Consider the following 21,425-nt stretch of genomic DNA (forward strand, 5'->3'; position numbering starts at 1 on the left):
TGTTTAAAATGTGTTGATGCACACGGGGGCGAAATTGTAATTAATAGTCAAGTTGGAGTCGGTACAACCTTTACCGTCACACTCCCTTTACTCAAAGTTTAGGCATATATTTCTCAATGCTTGCAAGACAGAGTTGATATTACTAACATCTTTAGTCACTACTTCTCACCCTTTCAAATAAAGCCCGATAAACAGGCTCACCCTTTTTTTGTGTACCTATTTCACGTTCTGTGGGCATTGGTAGGGGGTTTTCAGCCAACCATTCTCCTGTACCAATTTTCTCAAAAGCTGGGTGAACAGCAAAGCGATCGCGCATTTCCACAGCAACAAATTCCATATCTGATTGCAGAAATACCAATCCTCCAACCGCGAGATAATTAGCTAAGTCTGCCACTAGTTCTGGTTGGACTACACGACGTTTAGCGTGGCGCGTTTTAAACCAAGGATCGGGGAATTGAATTGTAACGCGTTGTAAACTTCCTGGAGGGAGGGAAGATAAAAGCGAGTGCAGTGAGTTATTCACATTGCAAAATAAATAGTGCAGGTTTGTTAAACCTAATTCAGAACGTAACTTATTCGCCTCCACCACCAGCGGTTCCCGAATTTCCAAGCCGAGAAAATTCCAGTTAGGTTCTATCTTGGACATATTCAACAAAAACAGTCCCTTCGCACAGCCAATATCTAAATGTAGTGGTTGATTTGGCTTGGCATAAATTTTTTCCCAGTCAAGGGGACTTGCTGGTGTTTGATACTTTTTACCAAGTGGATTAACATGCTGGCGGACTCGGACTGCTGCCAAAATTTGTTCTCCTTTACGTGAAAATATCCTGTGGTGATTCAGGTTATATCAATTCAAAAAATATTTGCGATCAACGCCCCATCCTCACTGATGCGCACCCTCCCTGAAGCTTTGGCGACGGTTGGGTGGGGTCTTATCTATGTATTGCCTTCTTTTTTAAAATTGGTATTACAAGGAAGTCTAGCAAAAGTATGCCAAAAATTATCGGTCTATCATTCAATTGCCTACCCAGCAACAAGTTTGTACAGCAGTCTCAGTTAAATACGTCATCCTTGCACTGTTTTTTTAGATTTTCGAGAAATTTATATTTTGGAAGTCCCTCATTTTGCATTAATCTCTAGAATTAAAATGCCTTAACACATTTGCTTTAGTCGTGGAGGGAGGAAACTTAAACAGTGGATATTTTAGATTTGTTTTATAAGGGTGGGCCAGCGATGTGGCCAATGCTTGTTCTGTCGATTCTGGCTTTGAGTGTGATTTTCGAGCGTTTGTGGTTCTGGTTGCGAATTTTGACTCAGGAAAAGCAAATAGTCGATCGCATCTTGGATGCTGCTCAGGATAATTGGGAAGTAGCTGCGGACATCGCAAAACAAGCAAGCCATCAGCCTGTCGGGCGTTTTCTCTACGCCCCTCTACGTTTTGCCAAAAGTGATGCGGAAACCTTTCGACTAGCACTGGAGGCTACGGCAGAAGACGAATTAGCTGGGATGCGAAGGGGCGAAAAACTTTTAGAAGCCGTAATTGCCCTAGCGCCGTTGCTAGGATTGTTGGGCACGGTTTTGGGTTTAATCCACTCTCTGCGTTCAATTCGGATTGGCGATTTGGGAACTGAATCTACCGCTGGGGTGACTACTGGTATTGGTGAATCCTTAATTAGTACGGCAAGTGGGCTAATAGTTGCCATCATTAGTTTGGTATTTTACCGCCTATTTCAAAGTTTTGTAGTCAACCAAGTTAAAGTTTTTCGCAAGGCAGGGAATGAGATGGAATTGCTCTATCGCCAGTCTCCTCCTGACTTTAGCAATAGGACATCAGCAATTGTGCCAGAAAATTTCACTCCACCGCGCAAACCAGGAAAGACTAGAGTTTCTGAACCTCCCGAACCCCCGAATACACCTAATTAATAGTCAATAATTCTACCCCTGAACCATGCTTGAGAGTGAGACATGAAAGTTAATCTACATACTCCAATTGAAGAAGTCCAAATTCAAATCATCCCTTTAATTGATGTCGTTTTTTGTATCCTGACATTTTTTTTATTAGCGGCTTTACAATTTACACGGCAACAGGCAATAAATGTTGATTTGCCTAAAGCCAGCCCCAGTACAATCTCTGGAATCACGTCACAGAGTGGAAGTGTGATTGTGACCATCGATGCTGTGGGCAATACTTACATAGAAAAACAGCCTGTAAAACAGCAAGATTTGAGACAGAGTTTAAAACAGTATCTCCAAGCAAACCCTAATGCCATTGTCGTGCTGAATGCTTCGCGCACAGCAACTTACAACGATGTGATTGAGACATTAGATTTGCTACGACAAGTAGGGGGCGATCGCGTTTCTTTGGGAATTATTCCTGGCTCATCTCAACCATCCATAAACTCACCTAACCCGCCTACTATCCCCTCTTTCCCAATCAATCCTGGTGCTGCACCAGTTCCAGGCATCAATTCCGAAGGAAATATTACCCCAAAACTCCCCTTAGCACCTAATTCTGTACCCTTTCCTAGCATCACTCAGCCTCCAACTGGGCAAGGCATCAATCCTGGTATTTCTCCCATAGTTCCTAACTCACCAGCGCCTCAAGCACCTGTAGCACCCAAAAAAACCCAACCTCCTCTTAAAAGATGAGATCGGAGAATGGGGAATTGGGGATGGTGGGGTCCCCTTTGGGGATAAGGGGTAAGGGGCATTGGGCATGGGTTATTCTCCTTGTCTCCTTTGTCCCCTTATCCCTCACTCATCACCCCCCATTTTCCCTTCAAGTCTTTTCCCAAACCTAAAGATATCTAGAATAAATCTTGGCTAGAGAAAAAAAAGCTGCTAATTTACAAATAATTGGTTGAGCTTTAAAGATTTTTCCACCTATAGACTGAGCAATTTATCACCAATTACCATCCACATTTCATACCAAATTGGGGAAGGATGTCCAAATAGGTTAACAGATTGAAAAGCGCTTATATCAAGCGTTTTTCAGTGTGTCCTAATTACAAATTACTAATTAATATCAGGGGTTGTGGCATGAATATCGTGACGCTTTTAATTGTTTGGATCGTAACAGCTATCAGCTTGTTGATAATTAGTAAGTTGCCTTTGGGAGTTGAAATTGATACTCCTGGTAAAGCGTTTCTTTCTGCCGCAGTGCTTGGTATTGTGATGGCAATAGTCAGACCGATTTTAAGCCTCATTTTTGCAGTACCAAATCTACTAACATTGGACTTATTATCTGGCATTTTCACATTTATGATTGCCGTGGTTTGTTTTAGTATTGCTGCTTGGTTAGTAGAGGGCTTTCGCTTGCGTTACGGGATTTGGAGTGCTGTTATTGGGGCATTTACGCTGACTATAATTAACAGCTTAATCTACAAAATATTGGGTGTCTAAACTTAAGAGTTAGGAGTTAGGAGTTATTAACAATTCCTCACTCATAACTCCTAATTCATCACTGCCAAATTCTAACTATTCATTGGAACTTGGGGGAGCAACTGGGGTAGTTGATTGTTGTTTACGTTGCTCGCGTTTTTTGCGATCGGCTGAGAGGATATCTGCCATCACCACTAGCGCTTGCGCCATTTTGTCTAGGTTAGAACGGTATAGCTCCAAATCCTTGTTGAGTTTGTCATCGGAGAGGTGCAAGCCAGCAGCGATCGCTTTCAGCGCCTCAGTGAGTTGCTTTTCGTCTTTGACTAATTCGGGATCTGACTGTTCTAATAATGAAAATACACCAATTGCGAACAATCGGTTGTATTTAAAGTTAGGATTGTTGGCGATCGCTTGCAGGTGTGCTTGCAAGTCAGCATCTCGATCTAAGTAAGTAGTTTGGCCCAGCCACCCAATTAAATCCTTAACTGGCAAACCTTTAGCTACGGTTTGTAATCTCTGGGCATCCTGTCGATAGTGTTGCGGATCTTGTTCTATAGCCTGACATAAGGCGTTAAAAATTGATTCTTGATCCCGTTCTGGTTGATAGCCTTCCATGAAGCGGTCAAAAGTAGTGACGACACCCAAGGCATAAATTGGATTGTAGCTAAAATCGATATTTACTGACAGTAGATGTATTTCCACCATCAATTCTTCTACTACCCGACGATAAATAGTGTTGATCGGACGGGTGTGAAGATTATAGAAAGTTCGCTTTGTATCAGAGACTGTACGGACGTTATTCACAAAGAAAAAAGAAATGTTAAGGGCGACGTATCTTTATTTTCTCGCTTAAAGGCTACTTTGCCAAGTTGAGCTTTTAACAGGTGACGGTTTCATTTACAATATATACACATCAGAAGTATTTTATAAGCTGGCAGCTACAGCAAATAAGACCTTTTCTCCTAAAAAATAGCCAAAAATTATTATCTTTGATGATTTATTTATTGTAATTATGAACTTCTCGCCACAGTTAATTGCTTTAGGTGAATACCTAGCTGGTGAATTTGATAATCAAGAACAAGCCATAGCAGAACCAGTTTGGTATGTCCACCTGTGTCTGTGGCAAAGACCAGTTAATCTGTTCGCAGAAGATAGCATCACCTTATTTGCTGAACAGGCTAACGTTATTACCCTAGATCAACCTTACCGCCAACGAATTATCCGGTTGCGTCAAAGCAGCGACTCTGACGCAACTGTGGAAGTACAATATTATATGCCTCAAGATCCAGGTGCATTAAAAGGCGCAGGTAATAACCCTGCTTTACTAAACACACTGACATCTGAACAATTAGATTTACTACCAGGTTGTATCCTCGCAGTTACTCAGGAGAAACTAGCCCCAGATCGCTATAAGTTTACCGCTACCCCACTACCAGAGACTCGTTGTAGCTTTACTTATCTTGGCAATAGCATCTATGTTTCTTTAGGTTTTGCAGCTACAGCGACAGAATTTCACAGCTACGACAAAGGAATTGATCCCGCAACTGGAAAGGCAACTTGGGGAGCGATTATGGGGCCTTATCGCTACACCAAGCGAAATCAGTATTCAATAAGATAAAGTTATGAGTTATCTATCAGAAATTTTCAATTAACTCTTAACTCTTTTTTAGCTAGCAATGCTACGAGGTACACCTTCTAAAGCTTCTTCCTCTGTTTCAAAGATTTCAAAAACAGTATCCATCATCGTCACTTCAAACACGAGTTTGGCTTCTGGATGTACATTACAGATGCGGAAACTGCCCTTGACTTTATCAGCATCACGCATTCCAGCTACCAAAGATGTAAGACCAGAACTATCAATAAAATTTACCTGAGCCAGATTTACAACTACATGGCGACTGAGTTTGGAAATACACTCTTGTAACTTCAGGCGAAATTGCCAAGCAGTGGTGATATCCAGACGGCCTGATGGTGTCAGGACGATAACAGTGTTTCCGTCTTGGGTTGTATAAGTTTTTTGGTCTATATGAATCACTAAAGCCCTCCCCGTGGCATTCCTTTTAAGATTAACTGGTGACAGAATTTTCTAATGCTGTCACTTGAGATTAACAAGCTATAGCTAAATTTGTCACCTTTTTCGGCTAAGTGCTTAACTTTAATAGTTTAACTCACCAAAATAGTGAGGAGTGGGGAGTGGGGAGATGAGGGAAATGAGACAGCAGGGGAAGATCACTTATCTTATAACTCCTAACTCAGCACTCAGCACTCAGCACTATTTGGGTGTCCAGTTGATCCAATCTTGAGGTTTAAGGAAAGTTTCATACAACTCGGCTTCGGGGGAATTAGGTTCTGGTTGATAGCCATATTCCCAGCGCACTAAGGGAGGTAGAGACATGAGAATTGATTCGGTGCGTCCGTTAGTTTGCAGACCAAAAATGGTGCCTCGGTCATAAACCAAGTTAAATTCTACATACCGTCCCCGGCGGTAGAGTTGAAAATTCCGTTGGCGATCGCCATACTCTATCCCATGTCGCCGTTCTACAATCGGTACGTAAGCTGGTAAAAATGCTTTGCCACAGCCTTGTACAAAGCCAAACAAATCTTCCCAATTGCGAGTTGCTGGTGTTCCCACCTGGTTGCTATAAATAGCCGCTTCCCCATTGGGATTTGGGCCGCGATATAAAGTACCCTGGCCATCTTGATAATCAAAAAATAGACCACCGACACCCCGTGTCTCATCCCGATGCTTCAGATAGAAATATTCATCACACCACTTCTTAAACACCGGGTAATACTCTGAGTGGTGTTGGTCGCAAGCCTGCTTTAATGTTTTGTGTAAATGTGCCGCATCTTCAGCAAAAGGGTAATAAGGTGTCAAGTCAATACCACCACCAAACCACCACACTGGCCCCGCTTCAAAGTAGCGATAATTGAGATGAACCGTGGGTACATAAGGATTACGAGGATGTAATACCATTGAAGTGCCTGTGGCATAAAAGCCATGCCCTGCTGCTTCCGGGCGTTGGGTTAAAATTGAGGGTGGCAAATGGGAACCCTGAACTTCAGAAAAGTTTACACCTGCTTGTTCAAATATTGCACCATCTCGCAGCACGCGCGATCGCCCTCCACCTCCTTCTGGGCGTTCCCAACTATCTTCATAAAACTTAGCCACACCATCTAGTTTTGCCAATGATTCGGTAATTTCGTCTTGCAGTTGTTTCATAAACTGACTGACCCTAGTCTGAGCATCAGCTGCTGGCAAAGACTTGGATGATTCTGCTTCTACAGTTGGTATTTGCGAGTTGGTCAACATAGATTCCCGAACCTAAATTACAATTTCCAGAAAGCCACAAATTTTTCATTTTAAAATTTGGGGGAAACACGCGCCAACAATCTCGCTCTATTTGCCCAACCCGCTTTTTTCTTACTGGGTTAAGCATTTATACGATTGATGGGCATCACTAGAGTTATTTTCCCTCAAATGCGTATAGGCTTGTATATTGAATTAATTTTTTTTGAAATTCTTAATTGGAATATTCTGGTATAAAGACTAAATTTTAGTCTTAAGCTTAAGGTATCAAGGATTTGACTGGTATACTCAGAACTTTTTTGCCATATTGCTGATGTCGGCTGTTAGGGTCTGTACCGAATCGAGGCTTGCTATGTTTAGGGCCTTTTTGAGAAAGTTTTAATTTAGCAGTTGATTGTAGTTGCACACCATACCAGAGTTACCAGAAAATATCTAGGGAGGAGGATTAGGAAAATGCAAGGTTGGTTATCCAAATTCATCCGCCGCAAACGTCGTCGGTTTTGTGCTTCTCTGGTGTGGACATATCGAGAGATTAGTTCTGCTTCTGTAGATGAACTGTGGCAAAAAGTGGTTGACTTAACAGATGTTTCCTGGCATCCACAACTTAAGAGTACTAATGTTCCCCACGGATTAGTACCCAAACCAGGATTAATTTTTCAAGCTGTAACACGCTTTTCGCCAATTCCCATCAGAATTTTTGTGGAACGCGTCAATCCTAGAGAGATGCTGAGTATCCGAGTGATGGCGATTCCTGGAATAGAAGAACGGGTAACTTACCAAGTAGAGTCAACGGTTTGTGGTACTTGTTTATCTTATTCTGTAACACTACGGGGTTGGTTATCGCCCTTGATTTGGTCTTTATCCCGTCCTTATGCAGACAGAGTTGCACGATCTTTAGTCGAGGCAGTAGAAAAGACGGCATTACCAGGGGTATCTGCTAAGAAAAAATCCCTTAATGATAGTTGTTTTGATTTTTAGGTACTGGGGATGAAGCAAGGGAGCAGGGAGAAAGTTTCCCCTCTGCCTCTTTTCAATGCCCAATGCCCAAAGAAAGTTAAGATTCTATTAGGTAATAATGCAATTTGTTAAGTTTTATCACGGCAGTGACAGTGATAACACTAAGCTGACCTTACTTAAGAAAGCATCCAATTAATAGCTAAGACGTTCCCCACAAGTGTATTTATTCATTTTGAATTTTGAACTTTTATGTACGATGTCCTTGATTCCCGCTCTGTCCTAGAAGTTTTGCGACCAGTGGAAGACCCAGAACTGCGTAAAAGTCTGGTAGAACTGAATATGATTCGCAACGTAAAAATTGACGGTGGTAAGGTTAGTTTCACTTTAGTGTTAACCACTCCTGCCTGTCCTTTACGTGAATTTATTGTCGAAGACTGTCAGAAAGCTGTCAAAAAACTCCCAGGCGTTACAGATGTCAGCATAGAAGTGACGGCAGAAACGCCGCAACAAAAAAGTTTACCTGACCGGACTGGCATTTCTGGAGTGAAAAATATCATTGCTGTTTCCAGCGGTAAAGGTGGCGTTGGTAAAAGTACGGTGGCGGTAAATGTCGCAGTGGCTTTAGCCCAAACAGGAGCGAAAGTCGGCTTGCTAGATGCTGATATCTATGGCCCCAATGACCCCACCATGCTGGGTTTGTCTGATGCTCAAATTACTGTGCGTTCCACTGAAACAGGGGACATCCTGGAACCTGCTTTTAATCACGGCGTCAAATTAGTTTCAATGGGCTTTTTGATTGACCGAGATCAACCAGTAATTTGGCGGGGGCCTATGCTCAATGGTGTAATTCGCCAGTTTCTCTATCAAGTGCAATGGGGAGAACTGGATTATTTGATTGTAGATATGCCACCAGGAACCGGAGATGCTCAGTTAACTTTAACTCAAGCAGTGCCGATGGCAGGGGCAGTAATTGTCACCACGCCACAAACTGTAGCTCTGTTAGATTCTCGCAAGGGATTGCGGATGTTCCAGCAGATGAATGTTCCGGTATTGGGGATCGTGGAAAATATGAGCTATTTTATTCCCCCCGATCAACCAGATAAGCAATATGACATCTTTGGTTCCGGTGGTGGCTCCAAAACAGCTGCTGAATTGGGAGTGCCACTGTTGGGGTGCGTGCCGCTAGAGATTTCTACACGAGTTGGTGGCGACAACGGTGTGCCGATAGTTGTTGGCGACCCAGATTCAGCTTCAGCAAAAGCATTAACAGCGATCGCTCTTACTATTGCTGGTAAAGTATCAGTTGCTGCCCTGACATAATTATAAATTTTAATTTCTATCTACTTCCTGGGCTATAGCTTGGGAATACTAGGGACTGGGTATTAAAGAGTAGGGAAGCAAGGGAAGAATAACATATTGACCAATTCCTAATTCCCAATTCCCAATTCCCAATTCCCAACAATTAAAGCTAAAGTCTAAACTGGCACAATGTTGTTAAAACGATCGCTCCCCAAAATTCGCTGGAAGTCTTGGGTTAAGCCCTGGCAGCATGTAGATTGGTTACTTTTTTGTTTGCCGATTGCTGTCAGTATCTTTGGCGGCCTGATGATTCTCAGTACGGAACTTAAGCAGCCAGTGACTGACTGGTGGTGGCACTGGATGGTAGCGGGTATCGGCGTGCTTATAGCCCTGTTTTTATCTCGCATCCGTTACGAACTGTTGATGCAGTGGCACTGGGTAACATACACGCTGACGAACTTCAGTTTAATCGCCGTAATGATTGCTGGTACTAGCGCCAAAGGGGCACAGCGGTGGATTAGTATCGCCGGCTTTAATGTGCAACCCTCAGAATTTGCCAAAATCGGCATGATCGTCACCTTAGCAGCTTTGCTACACAGGCGCACTGCTTCTAGCCTCGAAGGTATTTTCCGCGTTCTAGCAATCACTGCTATACCTTGGGGATTAGTATTTTTGCAGCCAGATTTAGCAACATCACTAGTATTTGGTGCGATCGTCTTAGGAATGCTTTACTGGGCAAATGCTAACCCAGGCTGGTTAATTCTGATGATTTCTCCGGTGGTAGCCGCCATTTTGTTTAGTATATCTTGGCCTTTAACAGAGCCGATAGTTTTATTCAAAGAACTATCTTTTGGGCCATTAGGACTAATTTGGTCAGTTGTGATGGCTATTGTGGGCTGGCAAACTCTTCCTTGGCGTCGATTTGGTTTAGGTGCTATCGGTGCGTGGACTCTCAATATACTGGGTGGCGAATTAGGAGTCTTCGCCTGGAACCATGTTTTAAAAGAGTATCAAAAAGACCGGCTAACTGTATTCATGAATCCCGATCACGATCCACTAGGTGCTGGATATCATTTAATCCAATCTCGCATTGCTATTGGTGCTGGTGAAATATGGGGATGGGGTCTGTTCAAGGGGCCAATGACGCAACTGAATTTCGTACCCGAACAGCATACAGACTTTATTTTCTCCGCAGTGGGAGAAGAATTTGGTTTTGTTGGTTGTTTGGTAGTGCTATTTGTTTTCTGCTTAATTTGCTTGCGCCTACTACATATTGCCCAAACCGCCAAAGATAACTTTGGTTCCTTGTTGGCTATTGGCGTTTTGTCGATGATTGTGTTTCAGGTGATTGTGAACGTTGGCATGACTGTAGGTTTAGCGCCTGTGGCAGGAATTCCCCTACCTTGGATGAGTTATGGGCGTTCTGCGATGCTGACCAACTTCATTTCCTTGGGAATAGTAGAATCGGTAGCAAATTTCCGGCAAAGACAGAAGTATTATTGATTCGTCATTTGTCATTGGTCATTTGCACTTCTCCAAGGGCAAATGACTAATGACAAGTATTAAGCTATTAAAAGGAAACAAACGAGGCTATAAACATGATTCTGCCTGGAGCAACTGTTCGCGTCAAGAATCCCGCAGATACTTATTATCGCTACGAAGGACTCGTGCAACGACTTACTGATGGCAAAGTAGCCGTATTATTTGAGGGTGGTAACTGGGATAAATTAGTTACCTTCCGCCTAAGCGAATTGGAACTCGTAGAAACCACCGCCGGACGTAAAAAAGCCAAATAAGATTAGTCATTAGTCATTTGTCGGTTGTCATTTGGCAAAAACTAATGACTAATGACCCTTCGGGTTCGCCAGTTGCTCATGGGGGAAACCCCCATCGCCTTTGGCGTCTCCCCTTCTCCCAAAGGGAGAGGCTAACGCCAAGGGAGAAGACCGCACTGGCTCACCAATGACCAATGACTAAATTACTATGCGCCTCCCTCTACCACAGTTTGCCACTGGCGATCGCCATCCGAACCACATTGCAGAGGTAATTGAAACTACCAGTACAGAATTTTTAGCTCAGTGTTTAGAGCCGGAAGATTTAAGCTTTCCCTCAATGCCACCCTTTGGTAGTTGGGTTTGTTCTGTAGATGAAGAATCTGGCAATCAAATTTATGCTGTAGTGTATTATGCCACGACTATGCCGATAGATTCTGTCCATCGGGCGAGAGCGTTGGGGTTGTCCTTGCAAGACTTACGGGAGGAACAACCCCAAATATTTGCTATGCTTCGCACAGAATTCCGAGCTGCGATCGTTGGATTTGAACTATCTTCGCAAAATCAAAGTTATAACCAAAGAGTATATCAGTATCTTCCACCCCGTCCCCCGCAAATTCATCAAGCTGTTTATCGATGTGAACCAGAAGCTATCGTTAAATTTACTGAAGAACTAGATTTTTTACGCACACTCCTTTGTATAAATGGTGCGCCAATAGAGTCTTTAACCGCAGCTGCCATTCGAGATGTATACCAGCTACGCAAAGCTGACCGAGAATGGCTAATTAAAGCTGGACGTAGCTTAAGTGTTTTACTTAAAGATGACTACGATCGCTTACGGTTCATTTTGAGTCAAATCCACCCGTAGGTAGTTAATTCTTAAATAATTGCCTAGTTAGTGTAAATTAAGATTTTTGATTTTTCGTCAGGTGGCTTCTCTATTTATTCATATTGATCGGGCGATCGCCCCCAAGGTAATCGCTGTTTTACCATAGCCCCTTCAATTTCTATATATGGAATTAATATCACAAGTTCTTGTTCTGGAACCAACTTCCCAAGTTCTTGGCAAAGAACCAATTGTTCCCTTTGCTATTTTGCTGGCGGTCATCTTAGTTATACCTATCATATTTGAGCGGTTAAGATTACCAGGATTAGTGGGTTTGGTTTTCTCAGGGCTAGTACTTGGGCCTTCAGGTTGGAATCTTTTTCAGTCTGACTCACCGATGATTAACCTACTATCAGACATTGGGTTAATTTATTTGCTGTTTGTCGCCGGACTAGAAGTCGATCTAGAACAGTTTCGCCGGAGAAAAAGTCGTGCCTTTGGGTTCGCTAGCTTGACTTTTAGTGTACCCCTAGTGATGGGAACCTTATTAGGTCTGATTTTAGGCTATGGCTGGAATACTTCAATCTTAATTGGCTCTTTATTCACTTCCTATACCCTTTTGGCATATCCCATAATCAGCCGTTTGGGAGTAGTAAACAACGAAGCTGTTACTGTCACCATTGGAGCTACGATTTTTACAAACATTGGTGCAGTACTGATATTAGCCGTTTGTGTAGCTGTCGTTCATGCTGGAGTATTCAGCTTTGCTAAACTACTCACCTTGTCAGGTTGGTTAACTATTTACTCTGTTGCTGTTGTTACAGGCTTTGATTGGGCAGGCAAAGAATTTTTCAAGCGATCTGGAGACGATGAAGGAAACAAGTTTTTGTTTGTGTTGCTTTCTGTGTTTCTGGCAGCTATGGGCGCTCAATTAATTGGGGTAGAAAAAATTGTTGGTGCTTTTTTAGCGGGTTTGGCAGTGAATGAAGCTGTGGGTGAAGGCCCTGTCAAAGAAAAGGTGGTATTTATTGGCAGTGTGCTGTTCATTCCCATTTTCTTTATAGACCTTGGTTTACTGATAGATTTACCCACCTTTGCCAACAATTTGAACACGCTCAAGTTAACACTGTCGATCGTAGTTGGTTTGATTGTCAGTAAATTGATTGCAGCTTTGTTGACAAAACTGGTTTACCACTATACATGGCAAGAAATTCTAACGATGTGGTCGCTGTCACTTCCCCAAGTTGGTACAACGTTAGCAGCAACGTTAGTGGGATATCGGGCTGGGTTGCTGCCACTAGAAGTATTACACAGTGTGATTGTCTTAATGCTCGTCACATCAACCTTGGGACCGTTGATGACCAGTCGAATAGCTGTTGGTTTGAATTCCCCGCCAGCCGAAGATCCAGTACCACCTCTACCTGAAGAGAACGCATCACAAACAAACAGTGCTTTTACTATAGTCGTGCCTGTATATAATCCTCAGACCCAGCAGTATTTGATTGAAATGGCGGCGTTATTAGCGCGTCAGTCTCAGGGCAAAATTATACCCCTGGCGATCGCTACTGCTGCTGCTCACATGGATGCACCCCAGTTAGAAGCGTCTCTACAACGGAGTGAGTGGTTATTGAATAAAGCCACGACACAAAGTCGAGCCTTGGGCGTAGCCGCAGAACCGATGCTGCGAATTGATGATGCTTTTGCTCAAGGAATTAGCAGAGCGGCTCGCGAACAAAAAGCTAATTTAATTGTTATGGGTTGGGGTAAACGGACTGGGTTACGAGCGCGTTTATTTGGGAATGTGATTGATGGTGTGCTTTGGGCATCCCATTGTCCAGTAGCGGTGACACGTCTAGTAGAATCACCGAAAAAAATTCAGCGCATCTTAGTACCAATAGAAAACTTAACAGCACCGACATTACAACCTGTACAATTTGCCCAGATCCTAGCCGAGGCAAATCAGAGCCACATTACTGTGCTGAATGTGTGCGATCGCCGCACTAGTTCTAGTAAAATTGCTTGGAGGCGATCGCATCTCTCCCTATTGGTATCTAAATTGGCTTTGGCCAATGCCCCAGAAATTCAAATCATCGCTCACGAAAATGTTGCCCAAGCAATTTTGCAGGCAGCAAGATTATATGATTTAGTAGTTTTACCTTTTATACGTAATCGTACCAGTCCTGGAGGGTTAGCCATTAGCGATGTCACAACCCAGTTAGCCAGACAACTCACCTGCTCAATTATCATGCTTGGAGAACCGCAACGCACTCAAACCACAAATTTAATTATGTCTACCACCGTTAGCAGCATTACATCTGCTGTATGATGTAAGGCAGAATACAGTTAAAGTAAGTCGACTTAAGCTGGCTTGGTTTAGTTTGCGGGAGGCATCCCATTTCCAAAAATCTTTGCAACAAATGAATCGGCACATTTGCATATATTTGGATGGCGAGTGTCAACCCGATCTCAACTAACTTGTTGTATCCAACTAAAACCTTAATAACCGTAAAAATACTTGATATTTTTGAAGATTTGATAAAGATCGGCTGAACAACAAACAATTTTTAAACAATTTTTGTTATTTTGCTAATTGAATTCTTAAGAAAACAGGTAAAAATATAACAAAACTACAACTGTGAAAAAATAGGTAAGTTCAACAATACTTTTTGATTGAGCCTTGTTATTTTTTTTTTATTTTGTATTTTTGTACCTAAGGTGGGTAATCTAAAAGTAAGTGCAATAGCTACTGAAAATATTTGTAAGTAACTGGGAAACTATGAGAATTTTGGTTACGGGCGGTGCTGGGTTTATTGGTTCCCATCTCATCGACCGACTAATGGCTGCTGGGCATGAAATAATATGCTTAGATAATTTTTACACTGGTCATAAACGCAACATTCTGAAATGGTTAGGCCATCCGTACTTTGAATTGATCCGCCACGATATAACCGAACCAATCCGGTTAGAAGTCGATCAAATTTATCATTTAGCTTGTCCAGCTTCACCAGTACATTACCAGTACAACCCAGTTAAAACCGTTAAAACTAACGTGATGGGAACACTGAATATGTTGGGGCTAGCTAAACGTGTGAAAGCGAGGTTTTTCTTAGCTTCCACTAGTGAAGTATACGGAGATCCAGAAGTTCATCCCCAAACTGAAGAGTATAGAGGTAGCGTCAATCCCATTGGAATACGTTCATGCTACGACGAAGGTAAAAGAATTGCTGAAACTCTAGCATTTGATTACTACAGGCAAAATAAAGTTGATATTCGAGTTGTTCGGATATTCAACACCTACGGGCCGAGAATGTTAGAAAATGATGGTCGAGTGGTGAGCAACTTTATAGTTCAAGCCTTGCAGGGTAATCCTTTAACTGTGTACGGTGATGGTTCGCAAACTCGTAGTTTCTGCTACGTTTCTGATTTGGTAGAAGGATTCATCCGCCTAATGAATAGCGACTACATTGGCCCACTCAACCTGGGCAATCCTGGTGAATACACGATTTTACAATTGGCACAAACTGTGCAAAATATGATCAATCCAGACGCGCAGATTAAGTTCGAGGCACTACCTTCGGACGATCCCCGACGTCGCCAGCCTGATATCACAAAGGCAAAAACTTGGTTAAATTGGGAACCTACCATTCCTCTGCAAGAGGGTTTAAAACTGACAATAGAAGATTTTCGCGATCGCATTCAAAGCGATGTCAATAATTCAACCACCTGAGTGGCGTCTAACGTCGCTGTGAATTTTCATGCAGGCTGACCAAAACGGTAGCTAGTATATTTAGTTACTGAGATTTTCTAAATGTGTAAGTGTAAAATTGAGAACTTCTTTTTGAAGATTAAGCCAAAAAAAGTGAGGAGTTAAAAAATGCGTGTTTGCGTTATTGGTACTGGTTACGTTGGTTTAGTTACAGGTGCTTGCTTGGCTCATATTGGACATGATGTCATTTGCGTAGACAACAACGAAGAAAAAGTTAAGTTAATGAAGTCTGGGCAATCTCCAATTTTTGAGCCGGGACTCTCAGAAATTATGCAGTCAGCCATTCAAGCAGAGAAGATTCATTTTACTAGCGATCTTGCTGCTGGAGTTTCTCATGGAGAAATTCTATTTATTGCTGTGGGAACGCCACCTTTACCCACTGGTGAAAGTGATACTCGTTATGTTGAAGCTGTAGCCCGTGGGATTGGGGAAAATCTCAACGGTGGTTATAAAGTCATAGTAAATAAATCTACAGTACCCATTGGCTCAGGTGACTGGGTGCGGATGCTTATTCTGGATGGTGTTGCAGAGCGGCAGAAAACACTGATACCCGCAGGGGGAGTGCCGAGTGATAATAAATTATCTGAGTTTGCAGCCGAGTTTGATGTAGTCAGCAATCCAGAGTTTTTACGAGAAGGTTCAGCAGTTTACGACACTTTCAACCCCGATCGCATTGTATTAGGGGGCAATAGTCAAAGAGCAGTAGCATTGATGCAACAACTGTATGCCCCAATTGTGGAACGCAAGTTCGCTGCCGATCAATCTCTTCCTCCTGTGCCAATTTTGGCAACAGACCTCAGTTCGGCGGAGATGATTAAATATGCCGCTAATGCCTTTTTAGCCACTAAGATTAGTTTTATTAACGAAGTTGCTAATATTTGCGATCGCGTCGGTGCTGATGTTACTCAAGTAGCCAGAGGTATCGGTCTAGATTCCCGCATTGGTAACAAGTTTTTACAAGCTGGTATTGGTTGGGGTGGCTCTTGTTTCCCCAAAGATGTCTCCGCACTGATTCACACTGCTGATGACTATGGTTATGAAGCCCAGCTACTGAAATCTGCTGTCAGTGTCAACGAACGCCAGCGATTGATTGCTTTGGAAAAACTCCAACAAGTTCTGAAAATTCTCAAAGGCAAAACAGTCGGACTACTCGGACTGACCTTCAAGCCCGATACCGACGACTTGCGCGACGCCCCAGCCCTCAACCTAATTGAGCAGCTAAACCGACTGGGAGCCAAAGTCAAAGCCTACGACCCCATTGTTTCCCAAACAGGTCTACGTCATGGGCTTTCTGGTGTGCTAGTAGAAACCGATGCCGAAAGACTCGCTGACGGCTGTGATGCCTTAGTACTTGTCACCGAATGGCAGCAGTTCAGCACTCTCGACTATGTGAAAATGGCAAAATTGATGGCCCACCCCGTTATCATCGACGGTCGTAACTTCCTCGACCCCGAAGCAATGATACGGGCTGGATTCCAATATGTAGGGGTGGGACGATAGATAGTTCAGAGTGATGAGTAATTAATGATGGATAAGAATTGCTTACAATTTATAATCCATAAATCCTAACTCCAACTCTTTTAAAAACCGAAAGATTTACAATACCGCCTAGAACGATCTAGGCGGTATTTAATTTTGTTTTAGAGCTTCGCGCAAATATGCTAAAAAAACGTGAATTCGACTGCTCATATAGTGTCCGTCTGATTAGCGCAATCAAAAGACCTCTAAGAGATTTTACTGCGTAAAACTGTCCCTCTCCCAGTCGGAGAGGGACAGACTTGAACTAAAGTTCAAGGCAGGAAGCGGTTCGACGAACTCACGTTAAAAAACTTTACTTCTCTTGTTTGCGTGAAAGTATCATATTAATTAGTACTTGGAATACGTTCAATCTCAGCATATCCACTGAAGATAAGTTTTTTACCTTCAGTTTCTAATCGGTTTAGCCGCATTTTCACTCCATCAAGATCAAAACGATCCAAATCGACCATATTATCTAAAATTTCTACTAGCGCCACGCTCAAGGTTTGCGAGATTTCCCGTTGTGCTTCTGGCACTTGGTCAAGTTCGATTTTTGGATCTTTGAAAGAAACTCGCCGCCGCCTTTCAATGCCTATAGCTAGGATCATACTCAGGGGTACAAGTTCGCCATTATTTAAATCTGCTTTTGCTACAAGTTGTAAGCGATTCTCTGGCAATAGCTGTACCTGAACTTCCGTAAAGGAGACTGGTTCACCGCCAGATAATGCCGTCAGTGATGGTACGGTGAGGTTAAGCAGACGCTTTTTCACCAGTTCCGCATTAAAGGCTTGGTTTATGCCCGCTTCTGATAAAATTACTTGAGCGATCGCTTGAGTGGGTTGCTTCAGACTGAGTTTGCCCTTTAAAACCGAGCCGAAGTCAATGGCAACCGCATCAGTTTCAAAAGACATTTCCTCAACCGCGAAATCTTTCCGAATCACCAAGCCACGGCCGCTCATTTTGAAGCTATCAATGCTGCCTTGCAACAGCTTGCTGGAGGGGTAGCAGCGCACAAAGACTTCTACTGACTCGCTCGTGCTAAACAGGTGGCGAATCGTTTGGCTGGCGACTGTGTTGAGCATTCGCTCTCCCCAGTCTGTGCCTTTAGGATCTTGTAAACCAGTAAGTCCGCCGAACATGTGGTTTTGGGTCTCTAGAAGTTCTTTGTACTTTTGTAACAAACTGTGAAGAATACAGCAAGCGATCCCGTGATTAATTGTGCTGATGGGTAGGTGTAGGATAGCTGATGATTAGAGCTCCACTGTGTCAAATGTTACTTTTATTCTAGTGAGTGGGAATAATTAAACTAAGTTATTGCTAAGACTCTCACCAATACTAAGTATGATACAGCTAAATATTCTAGAAATTGCCAAGCAGGGTGATACAAATGCGATTAACACTCTGGTAAGTCAGTGGTTAAATTCACCCAGAATTACGTCAAAAACTAGTTTCAAACAAAATTGTCTACAGATAATGCTGGAATCAATTGAAATTCCAGCACAACAGTTAGTAGTCCCAGTTATTTGTGATGGATTAATTAATTTAGGTATCCAATCTTTTAATAATGTCAAAATATACGGTAGAGTAACAGGTGAAGATTTTCCCGATTGGCAACAAGAAATTGAGTTAGAAGCACTAATAAATTCAACTGTATTAACACCTCAAACAAATATTGAAGTGGAATCTTCAATTGCCATTACTAAAACAAAAACAGATAATCAATTAACTGTAAAAAAACCATCTTTTTTGGGATCATTGCTTGGAACAGTAGCAGGAACAGCCGGAGTCGTTGGAGGTGCTGCTGTTCTAGCTGGACAAGCTGTTGCAGGAGCGGCTGTAGGTATTGGGGGTGCGATTGGAGGTGCAGCTTTTCAGGCAACACAAATAGTAGGGCAGGCACTAGCAATTGTTGGCAATAATCCCCAATTGGAAGTAGCAATAAAATCTCTAAATCAAGATTGGTTAAATCCTTTAATTCAACAGGTTGATTTAGTTAAAGCCGAGGCTGCCGTTAGAAAGCTACAGCAAGAACACCCAAATGAACAACCAGCACAAATTGCCCATCATCTTATGCTGGAAAAAGCTGTTTTGGCAGGAGGAACAGGGCTTGCTAGTAGCCTTATACCAGGACAAGCAACTGCAATGTTTATGGTAGATTGGGCTGCTACATCTACATTATCAGTAGAGTTAGTCTATCAAATTGCTGCTGCCTACGGAATGAATTTAAATGATTCCGAGCGCAGAGGAGAAGCAGTAGCAATTTTTGGTTTAGGGCTGGGTGGAAAAACAGCAATCAAAGCAGGTTTGGGTTTACTCCGAAATCTGCCAGTAGCGGGAGCCGTCATTGGTGCTAGTTCAAATGCAGTCATGATCTACGCATTAGGTTATGCGGCTTGTCAGTTTTATGAAGCAAAGCAGAATCCATTAACTTTAGAAGCAACATTAGTCGATGCTCAACTAGAGAGCGGAAAATTTCTTGAAGCCGCTATTTCTCAAGAAAAGATTATGGATCAGATTTTGGTTCACATTGTCTTAGCAGGTAATCCAGATAAATCTTGGGAAGATATTTTGCCAGAATTACAAGCTGTCAACCTTAGTCCTGAGTCAATCGATGCGATCGCAGCTAATATCAAATCTCCACCATCTTTAGAAACTTTACTTGAGCAAATTAATAGTGATTTTGCTGTACCTCTACTGGCGCAATGTCAAAAAATTGCTCATCTAGATGGAGTAATTACGCCAGAAGAAGCTAAGGTGTTAGAAACAATTAACAAAAAGTTAAATCGTGATTTAGCTGCAATCAAATAACCGAACACAAAGCCAGCGATCGCTCCGATTTAACTTGCCTTTTAAACAAGTGCGATCGCTTTTAAAATAAATGGAAAAGAGATTCCCCGACTAATCACAAACTCGTTGCAAGTAAACCAACGAAAGGAAGATAACAATGAAAGCTAAACTTTACGATCAAATAAAAACATTGGTAGAAGTACAACCAGACTTTGCCGACGAGATGATTCCTAAAAATACACTGGGAACAATTGGAGAATGCTACAAAAATCCCGAAGGTTATGCAGTAGATATTGCCATCCCCAATCAAAAGTTAGTTGGAAGCTATGAATACGTAAATGTCATTTTTACTTCTGACCAATTCGTGCTTATCAATACTGTCTTGCAACCACTGAATGTTATTACTCAGTAATGGCAAAACCTGATAAGGTCATCTTTAGGAGGATAGAGACGCGGATACCGCGCTCTTAAGTTACCTACTTCGTCAACAACTTCCGTCGTAAATTATCTAAGGCTGCATTCGCACTTACATGACGAATTAGAGCGCGTCCTCGCACTGCACCAAATTGATACTCAAAACTTGCCACTTCATCCTTTGGCCCAGCCAAACCAATATAAACTAAACCCACCGGCTTAGTATCTGTCCCTCCAGTTGGGCCAGCAATTCCAGTAATACTCAGTCCCCAAGTTGTTGCAAGGCGGGTTTTGACTCCAATTGCCATTTGCTCTGCAACAGTACCACTTACCGCCCCAAATTTATCTAAATCTTCTGGGTTAACCCCCAGCAGCCCAACCTTCACCGAATTGTCATAAGAAATTACTCCACCCCAAAAGTAATCAGAACTCCCAGAAATCTCAGTCAACATTTGCCCTAAACCGCCACCAGTACAAGATTCTGCCACCGAAAGTGTTTCTTTTGATGCCCGCAACAACTCACCGACTACGGTAGAAAGAGTATCATTATTAACACCGTAAAAATCCAGTCCGGCAATTTCTTTAAGTTGTTTCTCAATGGGCGCAATTAGTTCTTCTGCGGCTGCTTCTGAATTTGCTTTTGCAGAAACTCGCAATCTCACTTCCCCCTTACCTGCGTAAGGCGCTACTGTGGGATTTGGCAATTTCAAATAGGAAGCAACCTTTTCTGCTAAAACAGATTCACCAATACCCCAAAACTTTAAACTCCGACTGTAAATAATTTCTTTACCCCAACCTTGACTTTTGAGAAATGGGACTGCTGTTTCTTCCCACATCGGATGCATTTCACTGGGAACACCGGGAAAGGTAAAAATCGTGATTTCAGGACGGGGTTGCCAAATGATACCGGGTGCTGTTCCAGTAGGGTTGGGTAGAATTTCTGCACCTTGGGGAATCAAAGCCTGCTTGCGGTTACTTGGTGACATAACCCGACCACGTTGGGCGAATTTCTGGATTATGTCTTCGATAATGTCAGAACGTTCTACCAACGGGACTTTAAAAAAATCGGCGATGGTTTCGCAAGTTAGATCGTCTGGTGTGGGGCCGAGTCCACCAGTGAAAATGAGAATTTGGGCTCTGGAAATAGCAATTTCTATAACTTGCTTCAACCGTTCTGGATTATCCCCAACCACTGTTTGATAGTAGTGGGGAATACCTAGCTGCGCTAATTGTTGCGCCAAAAATTGAGCATTGCCGTTGAGGATATCTCCTAGCAATAGTTCAGTACCAACACAAATAATTTCTGCACTCATTAGATTGGGAATAGGGAGTGGGGAATGGGGAGTAGGGAGTGGGGAGAGAGCAGGGGAAGAAGAACATATTGACCAATGCCCC

20 protein-coding genes are annotated in these 21,425 nt (G+C 42.7%); 14 read left to right on the forward strand and 6 right to left on the reverse strand.

Translation table 11 applies throughout. From position 1 onward, the window contains the following. Window positions 1-151 precede the first annotated feature (151 nt). Window positions 152-799, reverse strand: coding sequence for a tRNA (guanosine(46)-N7)-methyltransferase TrmB (gene trmB / locus NLP_RS06230; RefSeq protein ID WP_104905630.1), 648 nt, complete (start codon window positions 797-799; stop codon window positions 152-154). 395 nt (window positions 800-1,194) lie between these two features. On the opposite strand from trmB, the gene NLP_RS06240 reads away from it, so the two are divergent. The 3 genes from NLP_RS06240 to NLP_RS06250 all read left to right on the forward strand — a co-directional run bounded on the left by NLP_RS06240 (window position 1,195) and on the right by NLP_RS06250 (window position 3,402). Continuing rightward, a complete protein-coding gene (locus tag NLP_RS06240; protein WP_104905632.1) occupies window positions 1,195-1,923 on the forward strand; it encodes a MotA/TolQ/ExbB proton channel family protein in 729 nt (242 codons plus the stop codon). A gap of 42 nt (window positions 1,924-1,965) precedes the next feature. After that, window positions 1,966-2,649, forward strand: coding sequence for an ExbD/TolR family protein (locus tag NLP_RS06245; RefSeq protein ID WP_104905633.1), 684 nt, complete (start codon window positions 1,966-1,968; stop codon window positions 2,647-2,649). Window positions 2,650-3,039: 390 nt separating this feature from the next. After that, complete coding sequence (locus NLP_RS06250) at window positions 3,040-3,402, forward strand: phage holin family protein (protein WP_104905634.1); 363 nt, start codon at window positions 3,040-3,042, stop codon at window positions 3,400-3,402. A 75-nt stretch (window positions 3,403-3,477) separates the two neighbouring features. Here the strand turns inward: NLP_RS06250 and psb29 are convergent, their stop codons facing one another. After that, window positions 3,478-4,185, reverse strand: a complete 708-nt coding sequence (gene psb29, locus NLP_RS06255; protein ID WP_104905635.1) for a photosystem II biogenesis protein Psp29 — start codon at window positions 4,183-4,185, stop codon at window positions 3,478-3,480. A gap of 208 nt (window positions 4,186-4,393) precedes the next feature. On the opposite strand from psb29, the gene NLP_RS06260 reads away from it, so the two are divergent. Continuing rightward, complete coding sequence (locus NLP_RS06260; RefSeq protein ID WP_104905636.1) at window positions 4,394-4,999, forward strand: chromophore lyase CpcT/CpeT; 606 nt, start codon at window positions 4,394-4,396, stop codon at window positions 4,997-4,999. A gap of 48 nt (window positions 5,000-5,047) precedes the next feature. Here the strand turns inward: NLP_RS06260 and NLP_RS06265 are convergent, their stop codons facing one another. Together NLP_RS06265 and hemF are read right to left on the reverse strand one after the other, a co-directional pair. After that, window positions 5,048-5,416 (reverse strand): STAS domain-containing protein, encoded by a 369-nt coding sequence (locus NLP_RS06265; RefSeq protein ID WP_094351701.1) that lies wholly within the window; start codon window positions 5,414-5,416, stop codon window positions 5,048-5,050. Between the two features lie 237 nt (window positions 5,417-5,653). Next, window positions 5,654-6,694: an oxygen-dependent coproporphyrinogen oxidase gene (hemF, locus tag NLP_RS06270; RefSeq protein ID WP_104905637.1), complete on the reverse strand. Its 1,041-nt coding sequence runs from the start codon at window positions 6,692-6,694 to the stop codon at window positions 5,654-5,656. A 450-nt stretch (window positions 6,695-7,144) separates the two neighbouring features. Here hemF and NLP_RS06275 point away from each other — a divergent pair, with 450 nt between their 5' ends. The 8 genes from NLP_RS06275 (at window position 7,145) to NLP_RS06310 (ending at window position 16,811) form a co-directional block, all read left to right on the forward strand. Further along, window positions 7,145-7,669: a polyketide cyclase / dehydrase and lipid transport gene (locus tag NLP_RS06275; RefSeq protein ID WP_104905638.1), complete on the forward strand. Its 525-nt coding sequence runs from the start codon at window positions 7,145-7,147 to the stop codon at window positions 7,667-7,669. A 228-nt stretch (window positions 7,670-7,897) separates the two neighbouring features. Beyond that, complete coding sequence (locus tag NLP_RS06280) at window positions 7,898-8,968, forward strand: Mrp/NBP35 family ATP-binding protein (protein ID WP_104905639.1); 1,071 nt, start codon at window positions 7,898-7,900, stop codon at window positions 8,966-8,968. Between the two features lie 168 nt (window positions 8,969-9,136). Continuing rightward, window positions 9,137-10,450: a rod shape-determining protein RodA gene (gene rodA / locus NLP_RS06285; protein ID WP_104905640.1), complete on the forward strand. Its 1,314-nt coding sequence runs from the start codon at window positions 9,137-9,139 to the stop codon at window positions 10,448-10,450. 95 nt (window positions 10,451-10,545) lie between these two features. Beyond that, window positions 10,546-10,743, forward strand: coding sequence for an NAD(P)H dehydrogenase subunit NdhS (locus NLP_RS06290; protein ID WP_100898602.1), 198 nt, complete (start codon window positions 10,546-10,548; stop codon window positions 10,741-10,743). 187 nt (window positions 10,744-10,930) lie between these two features. Continuing rightward, window positions 10,931-11,587, forward strand: a complete 657-nt coding sequence (locus NLP_RS06295; protein WP_104905641.1) for an HAS-barrel domain-containing protein — start codon at window positions 10,931-10,933, stop codon at window positions 11,585-11,587. Between the two features lie 145 nt (window positions 11,588-11,732). Then, complete coding sequence (locus tag NLP_RS06300; protein WP_104905642.1) at window positions 11,733-13,871, forward strand: cation:proton antiporter domain-containing protein; 2,139 nt, start codon at window positions 11,733-11,735, stop codon at window positions 13,869-13,871. 450 nt (window positions 13,872-14,321) lie between these two features. After that, complete coding sequence (locus NLP_RS06305; protein WP_104905643.1) at window positions 14,322-15,272, forward strand: UDP-glucuronic acid decarboxylase family protein; 951 nt, start codon at window positions 14,322-14,324, stop codon at window positions 15,270-15,272. A 147-nt stretch (window positions 15,273-15,419) separates the two neighbouring features. Further along, window positions 15,420-16,811 carry a UDP-glucose dehydrogenase family protein gene (locus NLP_RS06310; RefSeq protein ID WP_104905644.1) on the forward strand — a complete coding sequence of 464 codons (1,392 nt, stop codon included), beginning with the start codon at window positions 15,420-15,422 and terminating at the stop codon, window positions 16,809-16,811. Between the two features lie 362 nt (window positions 16,812-17,173). Here NLP_RS06310 and NLP_RS06315 read toward each other — a convergent pair whose 3' ends face one another. Beyond that, window positions 17,174-17,968 (reverse strand): LmeA family phospholipid-binding protein, encoded by a 795-nt coding sequence (locus NLP_RS06315; RefSeq protein WP_199784773.1) that lies wholly within the window; start codon window positions 17,966-17,968, stop codon window positions 17,174-17,176. A gap of 202 nt (window positions 17,969-18,170) precedes the next feature. On the opposite strand from NLP_RS06315, the gene NLP_RS06320 reads away from it, so the two are divergent. Further along, window positions 18,171-19,637, forward strand: coding sequence for a hypothetical protein (locus NLP_RS06320; protein WP_104905646.1), 1,467 nt, complete (start codon window positions 18,171-18,173; stop codon window positions 19,635-19,637). A 136-nt stretch (window positions 19,638-19,773) separates the two neighbouring features. Then, entirely contained in the window at window positions 19,774-20,028 is a 255-nt protein-coding gene (locus NLP_RS06325) for a hypothetical protein (protein ID WP_104905647.1), read from the forward strand. A gap of 64 nt (window positions 20,029-20,092) precedes the next feature. Here NLP_RS06325 and NLP_RS06330 read toward each other — a convergent pair whose 3' ends face one another. Further along, complete coding sequence (locus NLP_RS06330) at window positions 20,093-21,343, reverse strand: competence/damage-inducible protein A (RefSeq protein WP_104905648.1); 1,251 nt, start codon at window positions 21,341-21,343, stop codon at window positions 20,093-20,095. Window positions 21,344-21,425: the final 82 nt, after the last annotated feature.

This window comes from Nostoc sp. 'Lobaria pulmonaria (5183) cyanobiont' (genome assembly GCF_002949795.1).
GTDB lineage: Bacteria > Cyanobacteriota > Cyanobacteriia > Cyanobacteriales > Nostocaceae > Nostoc.

Excerpts from the sequence above, each read along its gene's own strand:
- NLP_RS06245 (WP_104905633.1), top strand. The coding sequence starts at position 1,966 with ATGAAAGTTAATCTACATACTCCAATTGAAGAAGTCCAAATTCAAATC.
- rodA (WP_104905640.1), top strand. The coding sequence starts at position 9,137 with ATGTTGTTAAAACGATCGCTCCCCAAAATTCGCTGGAAGTCTTGGGTT.
- NLP_RS06325 (WP_104905647.1), top strand. The coding sequence starts at position 19,774 with ATGAAAGCTAAACTTTACGATCAAATAAAAACATTGGTAGAAGTACAA.
- NLP_RS06315 (WP_199784773.1), bottom strand. The coding sequence starts at position 17,968 with ATGTTCGGCGGACTTACTGGTTTACAAGATCCTAAAGGCACAGACTGG.
- hemF (WP_104905637.1), bottom strand. The coding sequence starts at position 6,694 with ATGTTGACCAACTCGCAAATACCAACTGTAGAAGCAGAATCATCCAAG.
- NLP_RS06290 (WP_100898602.1), top strand. The coding sequence starts at position 10,546 with ATGATTCTGCCTGGAGCAACTGTTCGCGTCAAGAATCCCGCAGATACT.
- NLP_RS06300 (WP_104905642.1), top strand. The coding sequence starts at position 11,733 with ATGGAATTAATATCACAAGTTCTTGTTCTGGAACCAACTTCCCAAGTT.
- NLP_RS06310 (WP_104905644.1), top strand. The coding sequence starts at position 15,420 with ATGCGTGTTTGCGTTATTGGTACTGGTTACGTTGGTTTAGTTACAGGT.
- NLP_RS06260 (WP_104905636.1), top strand. The coding sequence starts at position 4,394 with ATGAACTTCTCGCCACAGTTAATTGCTTTAGGTGAATACCTAGCTGGT.
- NLP_RS06275 (WP_104905638.1), top strand. The coding sequence starts at position 7,145 with ATGCAAGGTTGGTTATCCAAATTCATCCGCCGCAAACGTCGTCGGTTT.
- NLP_RS06305 (WP_104905643.1), top strand. The coding sequence starts at position 14,322 with ATGAGAATTTTGGTTACGGGCGGTGCTGGGTTTATTGGTTCCCATCTC.
- NLP_RS06250 (WP_104905634.1), top strand. The coding sequence starts at position 3,040 with ATGAATATCGTGACGCTTTTAATTGTTTGGATCGTAACAGCTATCAGC.
- NLP_RS06280 (WP_104905639.1), top strand. The coding sequence starts at position 7,898 with ATGTACGATGTCCTTGATTCCCGCTCTGTCCTAGAAGTTTTGCGACCA.
- NLP_RS06295 (WP_104905641.1), top strand. The coding sequence starts at position 10,931 with ATGCGCCTCCCTCTACCACAGTTTGCCACTGGCGATCGCCATCCGAAC.
- NLP_RS06330 (WP_104905648.1), bottom strand. The coding sequence starts at position 21,343 with ATGAGTGCAGAAATTATTTGTGTTGGTACTGAACTATTGCTAGGAGAT.
- NLP_RS06320 (WP_104905646.1), top strand. The coding sequence starts at position 18,171 with ATGATACAGCTAAATATTCTAGAAATTGCCAAGCAGGGTGATACAAAT.